Below are 19,634 nucleotides of genomic sequence, written 5' to 3' on the forward strand. Positions count from 1 at the left end.
CCGCGACGGCGGCGGCACCGATGACGAGGGGCAGGCTCAGGCGTCCGGTGCGGGCCGGCGCCCCGGCCGCCGGCAGCAGGCAGCAGGCAGCAGGCAGCAGGCCGAGCGTGGGGACGAAGGCGCCGACCAGCAGGACGGACTCGGCCAGGACCGCGGCTGCCGGCACCGCGTGGGCGGCGATGGCGGGACCCGGCCGAGGAGGCCCAGGAGGTCTCACGGGACGGTCACCGGCCGGCTCCGGTGACGACGTACGGCTCGCCCTCCGTGTCGCGCGCCTCGCGGTGCGGGTTCCGCAACTGCCAGACCCTGGCCGGAGGAAGGTTCGCCCACACCGCCCAGCGGCCGGTGACGTAGCAGCGCTGGTAGCCGGCCATGACCTCCTGGACGGCGTGGTGCCGGCGGGCTTCGGCACGGGAGGAGAACAGGGTGCGGGCCTGCCCGGTGCCCAGGTAGGCGAAGTAGGTCAGGGTGCCGCCCGGGTGCAGCAGCTCCAGATAGCGGGCCATGATCGCGTCGGCCCGCTCGGCGGTGAAGTTGGCCAGGGGCAGGCCGGAGACGATCACGTCGTAGCGGCCCGCGCCGGGCAGGTCCTCGACGTAGGAGCTGTGGACCCGCACCCGCTCCGGCTCGCCCGCAAGCCGGGGGTGAGTGTCGACGAGCCGACGCAACCGGTCGGCGAAGCGCGGATTGGCCTCGACGACATCCAGGCGGCTGCCCGGGGACAGTTGGGGGATGAGGGCGCGGGTGACCGCGCCGGTCCCGGCCCCCGCCTCCAGGACGGTCAGCGGCCGTGGGGCCAGGGCGCGCACCGGTTCGGTCAGTGCTCGGGCCAGGGCCCGCCCGCTGGGGGCGACGGCGCCGGTGGTGCGCGGATCGCGGGCCGCTTCGGTGAGGAACGTCCAGTCCATGGTGCGTAGATCCATGGCTGCGACACTAGGAACCGGGCCACGCCCGGAGATCACTCGTTGTGCGGCTGTCCTCCTCTACGAAAGTAGGGGGTCATATGAGACCGAGGGCGGACGACCCGCCTGCCGGGCCGCCTAGGATCCCGGGAGTGATACGGAGAGAGAGCTTCCGGTGGGGCACCTGCGGGCGCTGGTGCCTGGTCGTGCTGCTGACCGCCCTCGCCGTGCTGAACAGTGCCTCCAACGCCGGCGGCCGGTATGTGACGCCGTCCACCGTCATGGCCCTGCTGTGCGGACTGGCCCTGCTGGTGCGCCGGTCGCCCTGGTACGCCTCGGCCGTGCCGGCCACCGTGGCGACCGGGCTGTGGGGGTGGCCGCTGCTGCCGCTGCTGCTCGTCGCGCTGTTCGACCTGTCGGCGCACCGGCGTGCCCGGGTGGCGGTGGGCTGCGCCGCGGCCGCGCTGAGCGCCAACCTGCTCATCCCTCCGGCGATCTCACTGTGGACCCCGCAGCAGTACGGCTCCACCCTGTTCGTGCTGCTGGCCCTGGTGGGCGGGCTGTGGGCGGGCAATCGCCGGCGGCTGCTGGAGGCACTGGGCGACCAGATCGAGCATCTGCGGATCGAGCGGGAGTTGCGCGAGGAGACGGCCCGGTCCGCCGAGCGGTCCCGGATCGCGGCGGAGATGCACGACGTACTGGCGCACCGCCTGAGCCTGATCGCCCTGCACACGGGCGTCCTGACGACCAGGAACGAGCAGTTGCCCGAGCCGGTCGTGGCCCGTCTGGCCCTGCTGCGCACCGCCTCCACCGAGGCCCTGGCCGATCTCCGCGACATCCTCGGGGCCCTGCGCGATCCCGGGGCCGAGCCCGTCGAAGCAGCTCCCGTCCCCGTCCTGCGGGCCGTGGACGAACTGGTCGAGCAGGCGCGGGCGGCGGGACAACGGGCCGAGCTGCGGGTCGAGGGCCGGCCCGAGCAGGCTCCGGCCGCGCACCGGCTGGCCGTCTACCGCCTCGTCCAGGAAGCGCTGACCAACGCCCGTAAGCACGCCGGGGGTGCCCCGGTGCTCATCCACCTCGGCTACCAGCCGCCCGCCACCACCGTGGAGGTCACCAACGCCCCCGGCAGCCCGGCCGCGCACGCCGTCGCCTCCGGGTTCGGGCTGGTCGGCCTGCGCGAACGCGTCACCGCCCTCGGCGGCCATCTGCACGCGGGCCCGGGCGGGGCCGGCAGCTGGCGACTGGCGGCCCGTATCCCCCACCCCTCCCCCGCCGAGACCTCCGAGTCCCCCGAGCCCCCCGACCAGAACGGCACCCCCGCATGATCCGCGTCCTGATCGCCGACGACGACGCCCTGGTCCGCCTGGGCCTGACCGACCTCCTCGACGGGGACCCGGGCATTGAGGTCGTCGCCCAGGCGTCCGACGGGCTGCACGCCGTCGAGCAGGCCACCGCGCACCGAATCGACGTCGCACTGGTCGACGTACGCATGCCGCACATGGACGGCATCACGGCCACCGCCCGTCTGCGCGCCCTTCCCCACCCGCCGAGGGTGATCACGCTGACGACCTTCGATCTCGACGAGTACGTCTACGACGCCCTCGCGGCCGGGGCCGACGGTTTCCTGCTGAAGGACACCGACCCGGCCGAGATCCTGCGCGCCGTCCACCTCGTCGCCGCCGGCTCGGCGATGCTCCACCCCAGCGCCGCCCGCCGCCTCATCGACCGCTTCCACCGGTCGGGCGGGGCGCACGCGACCGGCGCCCGGGCCGCCGTCGACCGGCTCACACCCCGGGAACGCGACGTGCTGGCCCTGCTCGCCCAGGGCGAGACCAACGCCGATATCGCCGCCCGGCTCGGCATGCGCGAGAGCACCGTCAAGGCCCACGTCAGCCGCATCCTCACCACGCTGGAGGTCGCCAACCGGGTGCAGGCGGCCCTGCTGGCGCGCGACGCCGGCCTCACCGCCTGAAGTCCCCGGCCCGCGCGGCCTGTTCCACTGCCGCCCGCCGCCGGATCCCCTTCCCTTGCCCGCGAGTTCACGGCTGAATACAACGGTGGCACGCACCACCCCTGCACCACCCATGCCTTGTCACCGACGACACCTTGGGAGCAGCAGCATGTGCGAGGACCATCAGGAGGACAGTCACGAGGACGGCCACGGCGGGCTCGCCCGGCGGGCACTGTTCGTGACGGGAGCGGCCGCCGCGCTTACGTTGGGAAGCGTGAGCTTCGCTTCAGCGGCCGACGGCGACCAGGAGACCAGAACCGTGCGGGGCACCCTGCCGCCCGGCTCCCCCGACTTCGTGTACGTGCCCGTCGAGGTCCCGGCCGGGGTCCGGGAGATCAAGGTCGCCTACACCTACGAGCGGCCGTCCGTCCCGGCCGGCACGATGGGCAACGCCCTCGACATCGGCGTCTTCGACGATCGCGGCACCGACGTCGGCGGCCGGGGCTTCAGGGGCTGGTCGGGCGGGGCGCGCACCGAGTTCTTCCTCCGCGCCGACGACGCGACGCCCGGCTACCTCCCGGGCCCGGTGCGCGAGGGCACCTGGCACATCGCGCTCGGCCCGTACACGGTCGCCCCGCAGGGCCTGTCGTACGAGATCACGATCACGCTGACGTACGGCGAGCCGGGCGAGGCCGTCGAGCCGGTGTATCCGCCCGAGCGGGCCAAGGGGCGGGGGCGTGCCTGGTACCGGGGGGACTGCCATCTGCACTCCTGGCACTCCGACGGCCGCCGCACCCCCGCCGAGATCGGGGCCCTGGCGCGGGCGGCGGGGCTGGACTTCATCAACTCCTCCGAGCACAACACGCACTCGGCGCACGCGCACTGGGCGGATGTGGCCGGGGACGACCTGCTCGTCATGCTGGGCGAGGAGATCACCACCCGGAACGGGCACGTGGTGGCGCTCGGCACCGACCCGGGCACCTTCGTCGACTGGCGCTACCGTGCCCGCGACAACCGCTTCGGCCGGTTCGCCCGCCAGATCCGCCGCGCCGGCGGCCTGGTCGTCCCGGCCCATCCGCACGCGACGTGCGTCGGCTGCAACTGGAAGTTCGGCTTCGGCGAGGCGGACGCGGTGGAGGTGTGGAACGGCCCCTACACGCCCGACGACGAGGTGACGCTGGCCGACTGGGACAGCATGCTCGTGGCGTCCGTGCGGGGCGAACGCGGCTGGATCCCCGCGATGGGCAGCAGCGACGCCCACCGCGACCCGGACGCCGTCGGCAGCCCCCAGACGGTCGTCCTGGCCGACGACCTGACCCGTCAGGCGATCCAGGAGGGCATCCGGGCCGGGCGGTCGTACATCGCCGAGTCCGCCAGGCTCGCGCTGTCGTTCCGGGTGTCCGGGGGACGCGGCGAACACGCGGGCATCGGCGAGCGGCTCGCCGTCGGCCGCGACACCCCGGTCACCGTCCGCCTGGAGGTCACGGGCGCCCCGCGCTGCACGGTCCGCTTCGTCACCGACCAGGGCGTGCTGCACACGAGTGCGCCGCTGCCGGTGGCGGGTGCGGGGGTCGTGGAGTGGCGCACGACGCCCTCGTACGCGGCGTACGTACGGGCCGAGGTGCGGCACGAGGCGGCGGCGGGGCCGGTGCCGGGGCCGCTGGCGGGGTTCACGAATCCGGTGTTCCTGGGGCGCTGACACGGCGCACCACGTACTCGAACAAGTCGGGGCTCCAGCGGCTCATCATCGCCTCGAGCAGGTCTTCGATTCTGGCTCCCAGCTCGTTCAGCAGCCGGTCGAACAGGGAGCGGTCGCCATCGGCCCCGAAGTACATCATCACGGCGACCGCCCCCACCAACCTGTCGTCCGCCTCCTCGACGAGGAACACGAACAGGTCGCGCAGCGCCCGTTCGTCCAGTTCTCGCAGGCCCAGGTGGAACCGCTGGGCCACCGGGGCCGCGGGCCTGAGCTTCGGGCTGTCCTGGCGGCTGACCCGCACCATGATGCGCCCGGCCATGTCGCTCATACCGGCGCCGAGCAGCCCCGCCATCACATGGAAGGGGAAGCCCGGGTCGACGGCGATGCGATGAGGCGCCGCCACGGCGCTGATGGTGAGGATGAGCAGGGCACCGGGCGGCTCCCCGCCCGTCAGGGCCGCGGTGATCAGTCCCAGGGCCTCGGACGGTGTGGTCGCGCGCCGCACCGCGGCGGCCAGCATCCGGTCGCTCAGCGGGCCGCTCGGCCCCTCGAGGGCCGACAGCTCCCGGTAGTACCCGGCGACATTGCTCTCCGTGATGCGGGACGCCACCGCCGTCACCCACGCGTCGTGGACCGTCGTCTCGCCCAGCACCGCTCCCGGCGGGCCCGAGGCCCCGGCCAGCAGCTCCGCGGCGATCCGCAGGACGTCCCGGGCCGGGCGCAGGCGGCCGACGTCGGAGACGAGAGCGCTCACATGCTCCCGGTCCTTCCTCCGCGACAGCCACGCCATGAGGTCCAGCACCTCGTCCAGCGGCCGCGACCACGCCGCCTCCGTCAGATCCCGCGACGCCTCGGGAAAGTTCTCCTCTTCCCACATCCGCAGCAACTGGCCCTTGAACACCGCCAGCGGGAGCCCGCCCGCCGGCCCGCGCTCCGCCAGTTCCTCCTCCAGGCGCAGGACACGCTCCCGCAGCTCGCGGCTGTGCTTCTCCGCCTCGGAACGGAGTCGCTCAGCCTCCTGAAGGTCCCTCTTGAGCTGCTCGATCTCGCGCAGCAGCACCTCACGCGAGGCGGACAGGGATGCCTGCTCCCTGCTCAACTCGCCCCGTTCACCGGTGGCATCGGCCCGCTCGGCACCCCAGTCGAGCTGGAGCTGGGCCAGATCCCTGGCGGCGTCATGGGCCTGCGCCTCCCGCTGCTGCAACAGAAGGTGCAGGGCCTCGACATTGCGGTTCGCCCGCTCGGTGTCACGCCGGGACCTCGCCAACTCCCCGCGCAGACTCTCCAGTCGGAACTCGGAGGGGTCGGTCTCCTTCATCGCCGTGAGCCACTTGGCGCGGATCGCGTCCCGGGCCGCCGGTGTGACGGAACCACCGCGCTCGGCCTCGACCTCGGAGATCAGTTGCTCGATGAAGTGCTTGGTGGGCATCCGCCGACCGCTGAACACGCGCGAGACCGCCGACGGATCGAGGCTGATCCGCTTCGCGTACTGCCGCTGGCTGATGCCCAGCGTGTTGAACAAGTCCTTCAACATGGTGCCGAGCTCCGCAAGTTCGGGCACCTCACCGCGTTCGATCTCCGACGAATTCCCGGAATTGCGGGCCACGACGGTCAAGGCGTCCCCCCGAAGTGTTGACTCGGTGCTGGCACCATGGTGCGCCTTTCGCAACGTACCCGACAGGACGGAGGGTTCCGGCATCGATCGCTCGCCGGCTCATCGCCGCGACTCGAAGGGAACCCTCACATGCCTACCCGCTGGACCGGTCTGCTCGTCGGCGCCCGCTGGGCGCAGCGTGTCCTGCTCGTCCTGTTCGCGCTCGTGCCCGTGCTCGTCGTGACCCTGGCGTTCGTGCCCGCCCTGCTCGTCCTGCCCTTCCTCCGGTCGCGGACGGCGCACGCGCTCACGATGGTCGGCCGGCTGGCGGCCTGGACCCGTGCGCTACTGGTGGCGAGCCGGGAGCGGTGATCAGATGGGCACCCTGCCCTGCCCTGCCCTGCCCTGCCCGCAGCTTCGCGTGAAGGAGTCTCCTGACGATGTCCCGCCTCGCCGACATCAGGTTCCGTGCCGCCACGGCCTTCCAGCGCCGGATCAATCCGCTGCTGCGCCGCCTGCCCCTCCAGACGGTCATCGAGACGAAGGGCCGTGTCTCCGGGCTGCCCCGGCAGACGCCGGTGGGCGGACGGCGCGTCGGCGACGCCTTCTGGCTGGTGTCGGAGTTCGGTGAGCGGTCGCAGTACGTCCGCAACATCAAGGCCGATCCGCGGGTGCGGGTGCGGATCCGGGGGCGGTGGCACACGGGGACCGCCCGGCCGGTGCCGGACGACGATCCGGTGGCGCGGCTGCGGCGGCTGCCCCGCTTCAACGGCCTGGGAGTGCGGGCGTTCGGGACGAATCTGCTGACGGTGCGGGTGGACCTGGACACCTGAGGGGCGTCAGCCCGGCCACACGATCGCCTGCACCTCGCTGTAGGCATGCAGGGCGTACGAGCCGACGTCCCTGCCGACCCCGCTCTTCTTGAAGCCGCCGAAGGGTGCCTCCATGTTGCGGCCGACGGTGTTGACCCCGACCCCGCCGGCCCGCAGCCGCCGCGCCACCCGGAAGGCGCGGGCCACGTCGCCCGACCAGACGTAGTCGATGAGGCCGAAGTCGGTGTCGTTGGCGAGGGCGATGCCCTCCTCCTCGTCGTCGAAGGGGATGACGACCACGACCGGCCCGAAGATCTCCTCGCGGGCCACGCGCATGTCGTTGGTGCAGTCGGCGAGGAGGGTCGGGGGGACGTAGAAGCCCGTGGAAAGAGCCGGACGTTCGCCGCCCGCCCGCACCACCGCGCCTTCCTTCCGCCCCAGTTCGACGTACGACTCCACGCGATCCCGGTGCGCCGCCGAGATAAGGGGCCCCACCACCGTGTCCCGCTCCCTCGGGTCACCGACCTTCAACCGGCCCGCGTATCCGGCCAGTTGCTCGACCAGACGGTCGTACACCCCGCGCTGCGCCAGCACCCGCGTCGGTGCCGTGCAGATCTGGCCGCTGTAGAAGGAGAAGGTGGTCCCGATCCCGGCCACGGCCGAGCCGAGGTCCGCGTCGTCGAAGACGACCGCCGCCCCCTTGCCGCCCAGTTCCATCAACTGCCGTTTCATACCGCGCCCGCACACCTCGGCGATGCGCTGCCCGACCGCCGTCGAGCCGGTGAAGCTGACCATGTCGACGTCCGGCGACTCCACGGCCGCCTCACCGACCTCCGTGCGGGATCCGCTGACCACGTTCACCACGCCCGCCGGCACACCCGCCGCCTCCAGCGCCTCCGCCATCCGGTAGACCGACAGCGGGTCCTGCGGGGCGGGTTTCACCACCACCGTGTTGCCCATGGCCAGGGCCGGGGCGACCTTGCCGGCGGCGTTGGCCCAGGGGTTGTTGTACGAGGTGACGCAGGTGACGACCCCGACGGGCTGGCGGACGGCCAGGGCGCCCATCACGCCCGCCCTGCCCATGGGTCCGGCCTCGTTGATCTGGGGCGGGATCGCCCACTCGGCGGGCTCCACGCGCGCGTAGCGCCGGAAGCGGGCGGCGGCGACCCCGACCTGCATGGCGCGTGCGGTGGCCGTGGTCGCACCGGTCTCCGCCCGGGCCAGCTCCGCGTACGGCACGAGACGTTCCCGGATGACGTCCGCCGCCCGGCCGAGGACCGCGGCCCGTTCCTCCGGCGAGGTCCGTGACCACGGCCCGAAGGCCTCGCGGGCCGCGGCACAGGCCGCGAGCACCTGATCCCGCGAGGCCTCCGGCGCCCACCCGACGGTCTCCTCGGTCGCCGGGTCGATCACCGCGTAGTGCCCGCCGTCCGGCTCCGCCCAGGAGCCGCCGACGAACAACGCCTGGCGTGCCGTCGCCCCTGCCGTCCCCGGCGTCGTCACCCGTGCCGTCACCTGGTGCTCACCGTCTCCGTGTCCCGCCCCGAGCGCAGCACGCGGCCCGGCACGGCACCCGTCACCACGTCGTCCCGGATCGCCTCGACGCCGTTGACCCACACGGCCCGTACGCCGAGCGCCCGGGAGTCCAGCCGCGGGCTGTCACCCGGCAGGTCGTGCACCAGGGTGGCCGGGCCCGCGTCGATCCGGTCCGGGTCGAACAGGACGAGGTCCGCATGCCAGCCCTCCCGCACCTGCCCGCGCTCCCGCAGCCCGAAGAGCCGGGCCGGATCGTCGGTCAGCATCCTCACCGCCTGCTCCAGACCGACCAGGTTCCGGCCCCGCAGACAGTCCCCGAGGAACCGGGTCGTGTACGGCGCCCCGCACATCCGGTCCAGATGGGCGCCCGCGTCGGACCCGCCGAGCAGCACGTCCTCGTGCTGCCAGGTCTCCGCCCGCAGCGCCCAGGACGCCGGGTCGTTGTCGGTCGGCATTGGCCACAGGACCGTACGCAGCCCGTCGGCGGCGCAGATCTCCACCAGGCACTCGAAGGGCTCCTGGCCGCGCTCCTCGGCGATGTCCTTCACCACGCGCCCGGTCAGCCCGGCGTTCGCGTCGCTGTAGGTGTCGCCGATGACGTACCGCCCGAAGTTCGAGAGCCGCCGGAAGACGCCCGCCTCCTTGGAGGTGGCGCGGCGCAGCAGCTCCGCCCGTACGGCCGGATCGCGCAGCTTCTCGATCCGCTCGGGCACGGGCAGCGCGAGCACCGGCCCCCACCCGGGGATCAGGTTCAGCGCGCAGAACGTACCCAGCGACATGTTCATCGGCGTGAGGATCGGCATGGTCAGCGCCACGACCCGGCCGCCCGCCTTACGGGCCTGCTCGCTCGCGAGGAGCTGCCGGGGCACGCGCTCGGGAACGGCCGCGTCGACCGTCAGCACGTTCCAGTTCAGCGGCCGCCCCGCCACCGCGCTCATCTCCACGAACAGATCGATCTCGGCGTCGCTGAACTGATCCAGACAGCCCGCGACGATCGCCTCGATCTGCGTGCCCTCGTGCTCACCGACGGCCCGCGACAGCGCGAGCAGTTCGGCCGGTCCGGCATGCCGGGAGGCCACCGGCTGCCCGTCCCCGTCGGAGTGACTGGTCGACTGGGTGGTGGAGAACCCCCACGCCCCGGCGTCCATGGCCTCGCGCAGCAACCGCACCATGTCGGCGAGCTGCTCCGCACTCGGCTGCCCACCCACCGCCTCCGGCCCCATCACATACCGCCGCAGCGCACAGTGCCCCACCATGAACCCGGCGTTCACGGCGATCCGCCCCTCCAGGGCATCCAGATACTCCCCGAAGGAATGCCAACTCCACGGCGCCCCCTCCTCCAACGCCACCAGCGCCATGCCCTCGACCTTCGACATCATGCGGCGGGTGTAGTCGGCGTCCTCGGGACGATCCGGGTTCAACGGCGCGAGCGTGAACCCACAGTTCCCACCCGCGACGGTGGTGACACCGTGGTTGAGGGAAGGCGTGGCGTACGGGTCCCAGAAGAGCTGGGCATCGTAGTGGGTGTGCGGATCGACGAATCCGGGCGCGAGGACGAGACCGACGGCGTCTTCGGTGGTACGCGCTTCCTCGGTGACCCGACCTATGACGGCGATACGGCCGTCTCGAATGCCGACGTCGGCGGTGTACGCCGGGGCGCCCGTCCCGTCCACGACGGTCACACCCTGGATGACGTGATCGAGCATTGGGCTCACCTCTCGATGTGGGGTGGTGCGGGTCACCTAGGGGCGCGGGGAACTGCGCGACAAGCCACGACGCACCCGCACCCGCCAACGGCGCTCAAACCCCCTGCCGGAACCGCGAAGTCCGATGCACAGGATCCGTATCGATCTTGGGAATCACGTACTCCCCGACCAACCGAATCGTCTGCAACGTCTCCTCCTTCGGCACCCCCACCGGCAACCCGAAACTCAACTGATCCGCCCCGGCCCGCTCCCACCGCTCACACTGCCGACACACCTCGTCCGGATCCCCGCAGATCAGCAACTCCTCCTCGATGAGCACCTCCACGAACTCCTCGGTGTACTCCGGCAGCGTCTCGGGCCACACCGGAAACCCCTCGGGCCGCGGAAACGTGTCGTGGTACCGGAACACCAGCGAGGGCAGATAGTGCAACCCCCCGCTCGCCGCGATCCGCACAGCCTCCGCATGGGTCGGCGCGCAGATCGCCGTGGTCGTCACCATCACGTTGTCGTTCACGAAGTCACCCACCGGCTCCGCGTCCACGATCGCCGTCTTGTACTGCTCCAGCACCCACTCCATGTCGGAGACCTTCTGCACGCTGAAGCCGAGCACGCCGAGCCCCTTCTTCGCGGCCATGGCGTACGAGGGCGGCGATCCGGCCGCGTACCACATCGCCGGGTGGGACTTCCCGTACGGCTTCGGCAGGATCTTCCTCGGCGGCAGCGACCAGTGCTTGCCCTGGAAGCCGGCGTACTCGTCCTGGAGCCACATCTTCGGGAACTCGGCGATGGTCTCTTCCCAGAGTTCCTTGGTGTGGTTCATGTCGGTGATCCCCGGCAGGAACCCGAGGATCTCGTGCGACCCGGCCCCCCGCCCGCTGCCGAACTCGAACCGCCCCTCGCTGAGATGGTCGAGCATGGCGACCTTCTCGGCGACCTTCACCGGGTGGTTGACCGGGGCGAGCGGGTTGAAGATCCCCGAGCCGAGATGGATCCGCTCGGTCGCGTGCGCCAGGTAGCCGAGGAAGACGTCGTTGGCGGAGAGGTGCGAGTACTCCTCAAGGAAGTGGTGCTCGGAGGCCCAGGCGTACTTGAAGCCCGACTTGTCCGCCTGGATGACGTACTCGGTCTCCTCCATCAGCGCCTTGTGTTCGGCGAGCGGGTCGGTCTCGGCCCGCTTGCCGACGTATCCCTGTACGAAGATGCCGAATTCCAAGGAGGTTCACCGCCCCAGGACTAATTCTGACGATCCGTCAGATGCGTGACTCCGACTGTTCCACCGGCCCCCGGGAGCGTCAATAGCTGACGGGGCGTCAGATAATGGCCACCCCGGCCAGCCACCCACCGTCGATCACGAACGGCTGCCCCGTGATGTACGACGAGTCCTGCGAGGTCAGGAACAGGGCGAGCCTGGCCACCTCCTCCGGCTGCCCGACCCGCCCCAGCGGCACGAGCTTGCGGTAGAGCCGGTCGACCCCCTTGGCCGTCTCCTTCAGATCGGCGTCCGGGTCCAGCCGGGCCGGGTTGGACATCGCCGTGTCGATGGCACCCGGGCAGACGGCGTTGACGCGTATCCCCCGCCCGGCCAGCTCCAGGGCGGCGACCCGGGTCAGCCCGACCACGGCGTGCTTGCTCGCCGCGTACGCGCCCACCGAGGCCATCCCGGTCAGGCCGGTGTAGGAGGCGGTGTTGACGATCGTGCCCCCGTCGGCCATCTCCGGGGCGACCGCCCTGATGCCGAGGAAGCAGCCCACCTGGTTGACCTGGACGACCTGCATGAACTCCTCGAGGGGCGTGTCGAGGAGGGAGTTGAAGCGCAGGATGCCGGCGTTGTTGACGAGCCCGTCGACCTTGCCGTAGGCGTCCTTGGCTGCGGCGACGGCGGCCTGCCAGTCGTCCTCCCGGCCCACGTCGAGATGGACGTACCGGGCGCCGATCTCCTTCGCGAGGGCCTCTCCCTGGTCGTCGAGGACGTCCGCGACGACCACCCGTGCGCCCTCGGCCGTGAACAGCCGGGCCTCCTGCTCGCCCTGGCCGCGCGCGGCGCCGGTGACGATGACGACCCGTCCGTCGAGCTTGCCCATGGCTCTCCTCACAGGTGGGGGGCGACCTCGGCGCCGAACGCCGCGATCTGGTCGGTGAGTTCGGTACGGCTCCGGCTGCGGAACCGCACCTGGATCTGGTGCACGCCCATCGCCCGGTAGGCCCGCAGCGACTCGGCGAGCTCCTGCGGACCGCCGGAGAGGGTCCTGCGGCCCACGTCCCAGCGGGGCCGGCCGACGTACAGCGGCTCGGTGATGGCGCCCATGGTGAACATCCCCTGGAGGCCCGCCTGTTCGCGCAGCTCACGGATCCGTGCGATCTGCCCGGGCAGCCGGTCCCTCGGATCCCCCTGCGGCAGCCAGCCGTCGCCCTTGAGCGCGGCCCGTCGTACGGCGGCGGGCGAGGAGCCGCCGACCCACAGGGGGACGCGGTCCTGCGCCGGGCGGGGCCGCTGGCCGAGTCCCTCGAAGTCGTACAGCTTGCCGTGGTGCTCGGGGAACTCGTCGGGTCCGAGGGCGGCACGCAGGGCGTCGAGGCACTCGTCGAGCACGGCCCCGCGCTGCCGGAAGTCCACACCCAGGGCCTCGAACTCCTCCTGGACGTGCCCGGCACCGACCCCGAGGACCAGCCGGCCTCCGCTGAGGTGGTCGAGCGTGGCGTACTGCTTGGCGGTGAGCAGGGGGTGCCGCAGCCCGACGATCGCGACGTGGCTGAGCAGCCGGACGCGTTCGGTGGCGGCGGCGAGGAAGGCGAGCGTGGCGACGGGGTCGTACCAGATCGTGCTCATCGCGGCGGCCAGCCGGCGCGGGATGCCGACGTGGTCGCAGCTCGCGAGGTAGGCGAAGCCGGACCGGTCGGCGGCACGGGCGATGTGCAGCAGGTCCTCCGGCCCGGCCTCCGCCTCCCAGCCCTCCGCGTAGAGGGTGCTCTGCGACTGGACGGGAAGCTGCATCCCGTACCGCAGGCTCACCGCGCACCACCGCCGCCGCCCGGCCACAGCCCTTCCTCCGTCAGCCCGAGCAGCTCGATGGCGTTGCCGCGCACGATGCGCTCCACGACCTCCGGCTCCAGGTGCCCCATCTGCGCCTCGCCGACCTCGCGGGACTTGGGCCAGGTGCTGTCGGAGTGCGGGTAGTCGGTCTCGTAGAGCACGTTCCCGACGCCGATGGAGTCGAGGTTGCGCAGCCCGAAGGCGTCGTCGAAGAAGCAGCCGTAGACGTGCTCGGCGAAGAGCTCGGACGGCGGCCGGTGCACCTTGTCGGCGACGCCGCCCCAGCCCCGGTTCTCCTCCCACACCACATCCGCCCGCTCCAGGATGTAGGGGATCCAGCCGATCTGCCCCTCGGCGTACATGACCTTGAGGCCGGGGAACTGCTCGAACTTGCCGCTCATCAGCCAGTCGACCATCGAGAAGCAGCAGTTGGCGTAGGTGATGGTGGAGCCGACGGCGGGCGGGGCGTCGGCGGAGGTGGAGGGCATACGGCTGGAGGAGCCGATGTGCATGGCGACGACCGTGCCGGTCTCGGCGCACGCGGCGAGGAAGGGGTCCCAGCCGTCGGTGTGGATGGAGGGGAGCCCGAGGTAGGGCGGTATCTCGGAGAAGGCGACGGCGCGGGCCCCGCGCGCGGCGTTGCGCCGGACCTCGGCTGCCGCGAGCTCGGCGTCCCACAGGGGTATGAGGGGCAGGGGGATGAGCCGCCCGTGCGCGTCCGGGCCGCACCACTCCTCCAGCATCCAGTCGTTGTAGGCGCGGACGCAGAGCAGGCCCAGTTCGTGGTCCTTGGCCTCGGTGAAGGTCTGGCCGCAGAAGCGCGGGAAGGTCGGGAAGCACAGGGCGGACTGGACGTGGTTGACGTCCATGTCGGCGAGCCGGGCCGGGACGTCGTAGGAACCGGGCCGCATCTGCTCGTACGTGATGACTTCGAGGCGTATCTCGTCCCTGTCGTACCCCACGGCGGTGTCGAGGCGGGTCAGGGGACGGCGGAGGTCCTCGTAGACCCACCAGTCACCGACCGGGCCGTCGTCGCCGGGCTGTCCCATCACGGGCCTGAAGCGCCCACCGAGGAAGGTCATCTCCTTCACGGGCGCACGGACGATCCGGGGACCGACGCCCCGATACTTCTCCGGAAGCCGGTCCTGCCAGACGGTCGCGGGCTCCACGGTGTGGTCGTCCACGGAGATGATCAGCGGAAACGAGCTGTCGTGGGTGTCCATGGCGCTCACGGTAGCGCCGATCTGACGTATCGTCAGCTATGCCGCCCGGGCGACTGGAGCGTTCGGGCGCCGGCCACCTCCCACCCACCTGGGCATGCCGGTGTCCCTCTGGCCCATGCGCTCCGACTCCCCCTCGGCTGCTCACCTCAGGGCGATCAGGGCCGCCCGAATCTCCGTGATCATCCGGTCGGGCTCCCGGAAGACGTCCTGGGCGGTGAAGCGCAGCAGACTGCGCACCTCGGGGCACTGGAGGACCTGATTGAAGCGGGAGACGTCCCTCCGGTGCGCCTCGCGGGTGCCGTGGTAGGCGTAGCCCTCGATCTCGACCGCCAGCCCTTCACGCCGGAAGAGGAAGTCGAGGACGGCTCGGCGACCGAGCGGAGTGAACAGTTCGACCTGGTTCTCGGGCCGGAGGCCGGAGTCAGCCATGCGCAGGCGGGCGATGGTCTCGGCCGGTGACCCGGCCCGGGGATCGCACAGTCCGAGCCATCGGCGGGCCCTCGCCGACCCCTGCGAAGGGGCAGACAGTGCCGCCGCCACCGCGTCCGGTCCGGCGAGCGGCGCCCTGCGCGCCCCGCCGACCCGACGGTAGGTCACCGCCGACTCCAGGGCGACGATCGCGTCGTCCCTCGGCAGGGAGCGAAGCAGGTCGGTGAGGGTACGTACGGGGCTTGTGACCCGCAGGCCGTACCGCAGCGCCACGTCGCCGGAGTCGAGGAGCATGCGGCGTACGCGCACGTCCTTGACCTTGCCCCGGAAGCTGAGGGCGGGGTCGATGAACTCCAAGGGCGATTTCGCGGCCGCGGCGAGAGTCTCGATCCGCCAGAGGGCGGCTGCGGAGGAGTGACTCACGACGAGCCGGTGGTTGAGGAGTTGTACGGCTCTGAGCCGGGTGGGCAGATCCGCGGCCTGCCCTGGCTCCACCCAGGCCCCCGCCTGAAGCCGCCCCCAGCCCTCCGCCCGGAGAGCACGGGTGAGACTGCGCCGAGGCCAGCCGGACTCCAGGGCACGGCACGTCAGCAGCACGCCACCCTGCGCCAGCTCCCGCAACGCCCTTCGTTCCGCCATGCCGCCAAGATCGCAGGATTCCGGCACGTCGTGGCGGCCTGTGGACAACCTCCGGGCTCAGCCCTTCAGAGACGTGGATCTCGGACTGGCCGTCGCGCCCGAGGTCGTACCCGAGCTGCGCCGCACACTGCGCGCATGTCTGGGTGTGCCCTGCGCCGACGTGCAGTTGTGCGTCACGGAACTGGTCGGCAACGTCATCCGGCACATCGGGGAGGGCGCCCCGGTGAAGGTTCGTGTGTCTCGCTCCGACGGCCGGATCCGCGTCGAGGTCAGGGACCCCGACCCCCGCGCCCTTCCCGTCCTCCGGCACGCCAGGGCCGACGACGAGACCGGGCGCGGCCTGGCCCTGCTCGACGCGGTGGCGTTGCGGTGGGGCGTCGAGCAGGGCGAGGCGGGCAAGACGGTCTGGTGTGAACTGGCGGGAGACGAGCCCGCGGGAACCTGATGAGCGGTTTTGGACATGCATCGGCCGCGACGGCTCCCCCTCCGCGCCGCCGCGGCCGAACCCCGTGTGGGAGTGGCTTACTTCGTCGGCTTGAAGGGCTCCGACGTGGCGTGCAGGTCCTTCGTCTCGAGCGGCTCGTCGGTGGCGTGCAGGTCCTGCTTCTTCACGGCACCCTCGTCCGTGGCGTGCAGGTCCTCCGTCGACAGCTCGCCGGCCTTCGCGTCCGTCGCGTGCAGGTCCTGTGGCTTGAGCTCGTCGCCCATGATCGTCAACTCTCCTTGGCGTGGGTCGAGTACTGAGGTCCGCGGGCCCGCCCGGTCACTCCCCCGAGGGTGACCGGGCGGGCCCGCCCGGGCCGTTCACCCTAGTGCTGAGGTGCGCGGCCCGGTGCAGTGACCCGTCTGCCCCCCGACGCGACGGATCGACTACGTCAAGCATGGCGTGCGGCGATAAACGAACGATGAACGCGGCCGGCCGGCCCCGGGAGCCGTCGTCAGGCCGCCTGCACCGGGGACAGCAACGCGCGCACCTCGGCGGCCTCGGGCGAGCCCAGTTCCTCGTAGATCCCGGCCGCTTCCTGCCAGCAGACCTGGGCCCTGCCCGTCTGCCCTATGCCGCTGAGCGCGCGGCCGAGGACGGTGAGGACGTTGCCGCGCCGCCACTCCCCGCCGATGCCGCGGAGCACGGTGAGTGCCATCTCGGCGTTCGCGGCGGCCTGGGCGGGGCGTCGGGCGGCGAGATCCAGCTCGGCCAGCCGGAACAGGCTCATGCCCTCCCAGAGGCGCTGCCTGCTGTCGCGGAACACCTCCAGCGCTTCCTGGAGCCGGTCGGCCGCGTTGCCCAGCTCACCGCTCTGGGTGAGGGCGAGGCCGAGGGCGTAGCGGGCGTTGGCCCCGCGCATGGAGTTGCCCATGGCGTCGTAGATGGCGATGCCCTCCTGGGCCAGCGCGACCGCGCTCGGGGTCCGCCCGGTCGCGAGATGGATCCGGGACAGGTTGCACAGCGCGGCGGCCTCGCCCGGCCGGTCGCCCAGGGCCCGGAAGTGCTCGATGGCCCGGGAGAGGTGTTCCTCGCCGTCCTCGTGCCGGTTCTGGTACAGCGCGATGATGCCGCGCGCGTTGCGGGCCCAGCAGACGGGCAGCAGGTCATCGGCCTCCTGGGCGAGCAGAATGGCCTGTTCCGCTTCCTGGTCGGCCTGTTCGAAACGGCCGCTCACATGGTGGACGATGACGACCGTCGTCAGCGCCCGGGCCTCCGCCCGCCCGATGCCCTGCACCCGGGCCGCGGCCAGAAGTGCCTCGGCCGTCGCCTCGTACTCCCTGGAGTTGGCGCCCGACTCGGAGAGGTCGTGCGCCGCCCACAGCAGATCGATCGCCCGGGGGAGCGTCTCCGGCTGCCCCGCGGACTGCCGTACGCACGCGAGGACGCACATGGCCTCCGCGTACAGCCAGTCCTGCGCCGCGTGCCGGTTGTCGAACCGCAGCCCCGGATAGGCGGTCGGCTCCAGATGGTCCACCAGCCGGTCACCGGGCCGCTCGATCGCGTACACCCCGGCCGCGGACGACAGATAGAAGTCCAGCAGCCGCGACACCGCCGCCGTACGCTCGCTCGGCGGCCACTCGTCCCGTTCCGCGCAGGCACGCGCGTAGAGCCGTACGAGATCGTGGAACCGGTAGCGGCCGGGGGCCGCCGACTCCAGCAGGGACGTGTCGACGAGGGACTCCAGGAGGTCCTCCGTGTCCTCGACGGGCAGGTCCAGGACCGCGGCCGCGGCCGGGAGGGAGATGTCCGGGCCGTCGGCCAGGCCCAGCAGGCGGAAGGCGCGGGCCTGGGCGGGCTCGAGCTGGCCGTAGCCCAGCTCGAAGGTGGCCTTCACGGCCAGGTCGCCGGCCTGGAGTTCGTCCAGGCGGCGGCGTCCGTCGGCGAGCTTCACCGCGAGGACCGACACCGTCCAGGTGCGGCGGGCCGCCAGACGGGACGCCGCGATACGGATCGCCAGCGGCAGGAAACCGCAGGCCGCGACCACGTCCAGGGCGGCCTTCCGCTCGGAGGCGACCCGCTCCTCGCCCACGATCTTCGTGAACAGCGCCAGCGCCTCGTCCGGGGACATCACGTCCAGGTCGATCAGGTGGGCACCCGCCAGGTCCACCATCCGCACCCGGGAGGTGACCAGCGCGGCGCAGCCGTCCGTGCCGGGCAGCAGCGGGCGTATCTGGGCGGCGTCGCGGGCGTTGTCCAGCAGCACCAGGACGCGGCGGCCGGCCAGGACCGAGCGGTACAGCGCCGCGCGCTCCTCCAGGGAGTCGGGGATCGCCGAGTCGGCCGTGCCGAGCGCGCGCAGGAACGAGCCGAGGACCGTCTCCGGCTCCGCCGACCGGGCGCCCGCGCCCTGGAGGTCGACGTAGAGCTGCCCGTCCGGGAACGCCGTGCGCGCCTGGTGGGCCACGTGCACGGCGAGGGTCGTCTTGCCCACGCCGCCGATCCCGGCCAGGGCCGAGACCGCCATGACACGGCCCTCGGCGGCGGTCAGGATGTCGCCCAGCTCGCGGACGAAGCCGGAGCGGCCGGTGAAGTCCGGCACCGTCGCCGGCAACTGGGCCGGGCGGACCGGGACGGAGGCGGGCTCGGCGGCCGGGGAGGAGGGCTCCGCGAGGCCCGGGTCCGCCTGGAGGATCCGCTGCTGCAGCTCGCTCAGGCCGGGGCGCGGGTCCACGCCCAGTTCGTCGGCGAGCAGACGCCGCGTGTCGGCGTACACCGCGAGGGCCTCCGCCTGACGGCCGCTGCGGTACAGCGCGAGCATCAGCAGCTCGCGGAGTCGCTCGCGCAGGGGATGGTCGGCGGTGAGGGCCGTGAGTTCCGAGACGGCCTCCGCGTGGCAGCCCTGCTCCAGGTCCATGTCCAGGCGGGACTCGAGGAGCTGGAGCCGCCATTCCTCCAGGCGGACGCGCTGCGCCTCGGCGTACGGGCCCGGTACGCCGGCCAGGGTCTCCCCGTCCCACAGGGCGAGGGAGCGCCGCAGGGTGTCGCGGGCGTGGCAGAGATCGCCCGCCGACCTGGCCTTCTCCGCCTCGGTCGCGAGGTCCTGGGCGACGGCCAGGTCGAGGGCGCCCTCGGCGAGGCCGCGTACCGCGTAGCCGCCGGACTCGCTGACCAGGACGCCCGGGTCCAGCACCTTGCGCAGGCGGGAGGCGTACGTCCGCAGCGCGGCCAGGGCCTGCGAGGGCGATTCCTCGCCCCACAGGGCGTCGATCAGCTCCGCGGCCGTGGCCGTACGGCCCTCGCGCAGCAGCAGGGCGGCGAGCAGGGCGCGTTGCTGGGGGGAGCCGGTGGTGATCGGCTCGTCGCCGCGCGAGGCGCGCACCGGTCCGAGCACGCTGAAGCGCAGCGTCGTCGAGGCCACCGGTTCGGCCGACTTCGGTGACTCTGATGAGGAGTCGGGACGCCGCTGCTCCGGTACGCGCGGCACACCGTCCGGTACACCGTCCATGCAGTCCCCCTAGACATCCTGAGCAACCACGCCAGTTTGCCTTGTGCGCGGCGGATACGTCAGCCGTGGGAGACACCGATCACAGGGCGACGCACGGGAGTCCACAAGGTCCGCACACTCTCTCCGCACATGGTTGATCAGAGGCCGCTTTCGGAGGGGGAGTTGGAGCGTTCGGGCCAG

17 protein-coding genes are annotated in these 19,634 nt (G+C 72.2%); 6 read left to right on the forward strand and 11 right to left on the reverse strand.

Going from position 1 to position 19,634, the window contains the following annotated elements; all coding sequences use genetic code 11:
• Positions 1 to 224: 224 nt before the first annotated feature.
• Entirely contained in the window at positions 225 to 923 is a 699-nt protein-coding gene (locus ACFTZL_RS10305) for a class I SAM-dependent methyltransferase (protein WP_382580104.1), read from the reverse strand.
• Between the two features lie 80 nt (positions 924 to 1,003).
• Here ACFTZL_RS10305 and ACFTZL_RS10310 point away from each other — a divergent pair, with 80 nt between their 5' ends.
• The 3 genes from ACFTZL_RS10310 to ACFTZL_RS10320 all read left to right on the forward strand — a co-directional run bounded on the left by ACFTZL_RS10310 (position 1,004) and on the right by ACFTZL_RS10320 (position 4,552).
• The gene (locus ACFTZL_RS10310; RefSeq protein WP_382580105.1) at positions 1,004 to 2,227 is read left to right on the forward strand and encodes a sensor histidine kinase; all 1,224 of its coding nucleotides are present in this window, start codon (positions 1,004 to 1,006) and stop codon (positions 2,225 to 2,227) included.
• Complete coding sequence (locus ACFTZL_RS10315; RefSeq protein ID WP_382580106.1) at positions 2,224 to 2,874, forward strand: response regulator; 651 nt, start codon at positions 2,224 to 2,226, stop codon at positions 2,872 to 2,874. The genes ACFTZL_RS10310 and ACFTZL_RS10315 overlap by 4 nt, the downstream gene beginning before the upstream one ends.
• A gap of 148 nt (positions 2,875 to 3,022) precedes the next feature.
• Positions 3,023 to 4,552 carry a CehA/McbA family metallohydrolase gene (locus tag ACFTZL_RS10320; RefSeq protein WP_382580107.1) on the forward strand — a complete coding sequence of 510 codons (1,530 nt, stop codon included), beginning with the start codon at positions 3,023 to 3,025 and terminating at the stop codon, positions 4,550 to 4,552.
• Here the strand turns inward: ACFTZL_RS10320 and ACFTZL_RS10325 are convergent.
• Positions 4,524 to 6,086 (reverse strand): helix-turn-helix domain-containing protein, encoded by a 1,563-nt coding sequence (locus ACFTZL_RS10325; protein WP_382580108.1) that lies wholly within the window; start codon positions 6,084 to 6,086, stop codon positions 4,524 to 4,526. The two genes, ACFTZL_RS10320 and ACFTZL_RS10325, sit on opposite strands and share 29 nt — an antisense overlap.
• A gap of 210 nt (positions 6,087 to 6,296) precedes the next feature.
• Here ACFTZL_RS10325 and ACFTZL_RS10330 point away from each other — a divergent pair, with 210 nt between their 5' ends.
• Positions 6,297 to 6,518, forward strand: coding sequence for a hypothetical protein (locus tag ACFTZL_RS10330; protein WP_382580109.1), 222 nt, complete (start codon positions 6,297 to 6,299; stop codon positions 6,516 to 6,518).
• Positions 6,519 to 6,586: 68 nt separating this feature from the next.
• The gene (locus tag ACFTZL_RS10335) at positions 6,587 to 6,979 is read left to right on the forward strand and encodes a nitroreductase/quinone reductase family protein (protein ID WP_382580110.1); all 393 of its coding nucleotides are present in this window, start codon (positions 6,587 to 6,589) and stop codon (positions 6,977 to 6,979) included.
• A gap of 6 nt (positions 6,980 to 6,985) precedes the next feature.
• On the opposite strand, the gene ACFTZL_RS10340 is transcribed toward ACFTZL_RS10335, so the two are convergent.
• From ACFTZL_RS10340 to ACFTZL_RS10370, 7 genes are all read right to left on the reverse strand, one after another.
• Entirely contained in the window at positions 6,986 to 8,473 is a 1,488-nt protein-coding gene (locus tag ACFTZL_RS10340) for an aldehyde dehydrogenase family protein (protein WP_382580111.1), read from the reverse strand.
• A complete protein-coding gene (locus ACFTZL_RS10345; protein WP_382580112.1) occupies positions 8,470 to 10,200 on the reverse strand; it encodes an amidohydrolase family protein in 1,731 nt (576 codons plus the stop codon). Before ACFTZL_RS10345 ends, ACFTZL_RS10340 begins: the two co-directional genes overlap by 4 nt.
• Before the next feature lie 94 nt (positions 10,201 to 10,294).
• Complete coding sequence (locus ACFTZL_RS10350) at positions 10,295 to 11,413, reverse strand: LLM class flavin-dependent oxidoreductase (RefSeq protein ID WP_382580113.1); 1,119 nt, start codon at positions 11,411 to 11,413, stop codon at positions 10,295 to 10,297.
• Positions 11,414 to 11,510: 97 nt separating this feature from the next.
• Entirely contained in the window at positions 11,511 to 12,281 is a 771-nt protein-coding gene (locus tag ACFTZL_RS10355) for an SDR family NAD(P)-dependent oxidoreductase (protein ID WP_382580114.1), read from the reverse strand.
• 8 nt (positions 12,282 to 12,289) lie between these two features.
• On the reverse strand, positions 12,290 to 13,192 hold the full coding sequence (locus ACFTZL_RS10360) for a TIGR03619 family F420-dependent LLM class oxidoreductase (protein ID WP_382580129.1): 903 nt from the start codon (positions 13,190 to 13,192) through the stop codon (positions 12,290 to 12,292).
• Between the two features lie 14 nt (positions 13,193 to 13,206).
• The gene (locus ACFTZL_RS10365; RefSeq protein ID WP_382580115.1) at positions 13,207 to 14,454 is read right to left on the reverse strand and encodes an amidohydrolase family protein; all 1,248 of its coding nucleotides are present in this window, start codon (positions 14,452 to 14,454) and stop codon (positions 13,207 to 13,209) included.
• A gap of 141 nt (positions 14,455 to 14,595) precedes the next feature.
• Positions 14,596 to 15,522: a hypothetical protein gene (locus tag ACFTZL_RS10370; RefSeq protein ID WP_382580116.1), complete on the reverse strand. Its 927-nt coding sequence runs from the start codon at positions 15,520 to 15,522 to the stop codon at positions 14,596 to 14,598.
• A gap of 73 nt (positions 15,523 to 15,595) precedes the next feature.
• Between ACFTZL_RS10370 and ACFTZL_RS10375 the strand changes: the two genes are divergently transcribed.
• Complete coding sequence (locus tag ACFTZL_RS10375) at positions 15,596 to 15,967, forward strand: ATP-binding protein (protein ID WP_382580117.1); 372 nt, start codon at positions 15,596 to 15,598, stop codon at positions 15,965 to 15,967.
• Between the two features lie 77 nt (positions 15,968 to 16,044).
• On the opposite strand, the gene ACFTZL_RS10380 is transcribed toward ACFTZL_RS10375, so the two are convergent.
• The gene (locus ACFTZL_RS10380; protein WP_382580118.1) at positions 16,045 to 16,230 is read right to left on the reverse strand and encodes a hypothetical protein; all 186 of its coding nucleotides are present in this window, start codon (positions 16,228 to 16,230) and stop codon (positions 16,045 to 16,047) included.
• Between the two features lie 230 nt (positions 16,231 to 16,460).
• A complete protein-coding gene (locus tag ACFTZL_RS10385) occupies positions 16,461 to 19,454 on the reverse strand; it encodes a BTAD domain-containing putative transcriptional regulator (RefSeq protein WP_382580119.1) in 2,994 nt (997 codons plus the stop codon).
• Positions 19,455 to 19,634: the final 180 nt, after the last annotated feature.

The sequence above is a fragment of the Streptomyces sp. NPDC056948 genome, assembly GCF_042674225.1.
GTDB lineage: Bacteria > Actinomycetota > Actinomycetes > Streptomycetales > Streptomycetaceae > Streptomyces > Streptomyces purpurascens.

Excerpts from the sequence above, each read along its gene's own strand:
- ACFTZL_RS10365 (WP_382580115.1), bottom strand. The coding sequence starts at position 14,454 with ATGGACACCCACGACAGCTCGTTTCCGCTGATCATCTCCGTGGACGAC.
- ACFTZL_RS10310 (WP_382580105.1), top strand. The coding sequence starts at position 1,004 with ATGAGACCGAGGGCGGACGACCCGCCTGCCGGGCCGCCTAGGATCCCG.
- ACFTZL_RS10345 (WP_382580112.1), bottom strand. The coding sequence starts at position 10,200 with ATGCTCGATCACGTCATCCAGGGTGTGACCGTCGTGGACGGGACGGGC.
- ACFTZL_RS10370 (WP_382580116.1), bottom strand. The coding sequence starts at position 15,522 with ATGGCGGAACGAAGGGCGTTGCGGGAGCTGGCGCAGGGTGGCGTGCTG.
- ACFTZL_RS10385 (WP_382580119.1), bottom strand. The coding sequence starts at position 19,454 with ATGGACGGTGTACCGGACGGTGTGCCGCGCGTACCGGAGCAGCGGCGT.
- ACFTZL_RS10305 (WP_382580104.1), bottom strand. The coding sequence starts at position 923 with ATGGATCTACGCACCATGGACTGGACGTTCCTCACCGAAGCGGCCCGC.
- ACFTZL_RS10380 (WP_382580118.1), bottom strand. The coding sequence starts at position 16,230 with ATGGGCGACGAGCTCAAGCCACAGGACCTGCACGCGACGGACGCGAAG.
- ACFTZL_RS10330 (WP_382580109.1), top strand. The coding sequence starts at position 6,297 with ATGCCTACCCGCTGGACCGGTCTGCTCGTCGGCGCCCGCTGGGCGCAG.
- ACFTZL_RS10320 (WP_382580107.1), top strand. The coding sequence starts at position 3,023 with ATGTGCGAGGACCATCAGGAGGACAGTCACGAGGACGGCCACGGCGGG.
- ACFTZL_RS10315 (WP_382580106.1), top strand. The coding sequence starts at position 2,224 with ATGATCCGCGTCCTGATCGCCGACGACGACGCCCTGGTCCGCCTGGGC.
- ACFTZL_RS10360 (WP_382580129.1), bottom strand. The coding sequence starts at position 13,192 with ATGCAGCTTCCCGTCCAGTCGCAGAGCACCCTCTACGCGGAGGGCTGG.
- ACFTZL_RS10325 (WP_382580108.1), bottom strand. The coding sequence starts at position 6,086 with ATGTTGAAGGACTTGTTCAACACGCTGGGCATCAGCCAGCGGCAGTAC.
- ACFTZL_RS10355 (WP_382580114.1), bottom strand. The coding sequence starts at position 12,281 with ATGGGCAAGCTCGACGGACGGGTCGTCATCGTCACCGGCGCCGCGCGC.
- ACFTZL_RS10335 (WP_382580110.1), top strand. The coding sequence starts at position 6,587 with ATGTCCCGCCTCGCCGACATCAGGTTCCGTGCCGCCACGGCCTTCCAG.